Here is a 1,847-nt window from a genome sequence, read left to right as displayed (position 1 = left end):
GGGCAGGACGCTGCCCTGAACCCGGCGATGAAGCGCCGCGGCTGATGGAACGCTATCGCGACATGCAGCTGTTTGCAGCGCTGGCTGATCAGCCCAGCCTGGCTTCGGCGGCGCGCCAGGCCCAGGTTTCCGGCCCGACCCTGATCCGTGCGGTTGCTCGCCTGGAAGCCCGCCTGCGGGTGCCGTTGTTGCAACGCAGCACACGCGGCGTGAGCCTGACCGAAGCGGGCAGCGCCTATCTGGCCGATTGCGTGCGGCTGCTGGCAGCCGTCCATACCGCCGAGGCTTCGGCCAAGGGCTTGCACGTGCAGGCCCAGGGCAATTTGCAGGTGTTCTTGCCGTTTCTGTTCAGCCGTTATGTGATGGCGCCGGTATTGGCCAGCTATATGGACAACTACCCCGACGTCCGCCTGGTGGCGCGCTACCACGACTACTACCCGAACCTGCACGAAGAGGGGCTGGATGTGGCGATCCTGGTCGGCGAATTGCCCAATTCATCGCTCATCGCTCGGCCGGTGGGGCAGGTGCGGCATATCCTCTGCGCCAGCCCCGATTACCTCGCCGCCCATGGCGAACCCCGACATCCGAGCGAGCTTAAAAAGCATCGGCTGATTGCCAGTGCCGACCCGGTGGCCTGGGATTTTCAAGGCTTGCAGCTCAAGGCCCGCGCGCGCTTGAGCTGTGCCAGCGTGCAAGGTGCAATCAATGCGGCGGTGCAGGGTGCGGGGGTGATTCGTTGCGTGAGTTACCCGCTGCACCAGCACCTGCAGAGCGGCCAGTTGCGCCGTGTGTTGCCTGACTTTGAACAGCCGCCGTTGCCGGTGCATGTGGTGTACCGCGAGGGCCGCAACGCACCGATGCGCGTACGCAGTTTTGTCGACCACTGTGTGGCGGCGCTGCGTGAGCATCCGGCATTTCAGTCGGTGAAATAGTGGATTGCCAAGTGTGGGCATTCTCACGTTGGCAGGTGGGGCGCAGCATGGGCGCATCCAACCTGAGGTGCTCAACATGAACCCAGTCGAACAATCTCCCTGGCATGCCGGCGAACGGCACCTGCAAGCAAGCGCTGGCGCGGCTGAGCGCATGGCCGTGGTCGGGCTCAAGGTGATTCGCGATCACTTGCCGGAGCAGCATCGCGACTTCTACCCGCTGTTGCCCTACCTGATGCTCGGCGTAGTGGATCCCCAGGGCATTCCCTGGGCGACCATGCTTGAAGGCGCGCCGGGCTTTGCGCATTCACCCGACCCACACACCTTGCAGATCGACAGTTTGCCGTCCAAAAGCGACCCGGCGCTTGGCGCCTTGCACTTAGGTGCCAGCGTGGGTTTGCTCGGCATTGACCTAAACACCCGGCGCCGCAACCGCATGAACGGCCGCATCGGTGGTTTGGACCACGAAGGTTTTTCGGTCGATGTGGTGCACACCTATGGCAACTGCCCCAAATACATCCAGTTGCGGCCCGTCGACGGCATCGCCCGCAAGCCCGGCACCACGGTCGAGCGCCTCAACGGCCTGGACGCTGCGGCACAAATGTTGATCCGCAGCGCCGACACTTTCTTCGTCGCCAGCTACGCCGACGTGGATGGCGCACGCTCGGTGGACGTTTCACACAGAGGCGGTAATACGGGGTTTGTGCGGGTTGAGGGTGACGTGCTGACCATCCCGGATTTTGCCGGCAACCTGTTCTTCAATACCCTGGGCAATTTGCAGCTCAACCCGGTGGCGGGGTTGCTGTTTATTGATTTTGAGTCGGGCGATATGTTGCAGGTTGCCGGGCGCACTTCGCTGATCCTCGACGGGCCTGAGGTGGCCAGGTTCGAGGGCGCCCAACGGCTGTGGACAGTGAC

The 1,847-nt window shown here is 63.3% G+C and carries 2 protein-coding genes; both read left to right on the top strand.

From position 1 onward, the window contains the following. Nucleotides 1-44: 44 nt before the first annotated feature. Nucleotides 45-932 (top strand): LysR family transcriptional regulator, encoded by an 888-nt coding sequence (locus FEM54_RS31680; RefSeq protein ID WP_138454182.1) that lies wholly within the window; start codon nt 45-47, stop codon nt 930-932. A gap of 76 nt (nt 933-1,008) precedes the next feature. Continuing rightward, on the top strand, nt 1,009-1,847 hold an 839-nt coding region (locus FEM54_RS31675), incomplete at its 3' end, for a pyridoxamine 5'-phosphate oxidase family protein (protein ID WP_138454181.1).

Source organism: Pseudomonas edaphica, assembly GCF_005863185.1.
In the GTDB taxonomy this organism is placed as follows: Bacteria; Pseudomonadota; Gammaproteobacteria; order Pseudomonadales; family Pseudomonadaceae; genus Aquipseudomonas; species Aquipseudomonas edaphica.
The sequence above is the reverse complement of the archived record's forward strand: the minus strand, read 5'-3'. Positions and strand labels throughout refer to the sequence as shown.

Coding starts and splice junctions, on each gene's coding strand:
- FEM54_RS31680 (WP_138454182.1), top strand. CDS start 45: ATGGAACGCTATCGCGACATGCAGCTGTTTGCAGCGCTGGCTGATCAG.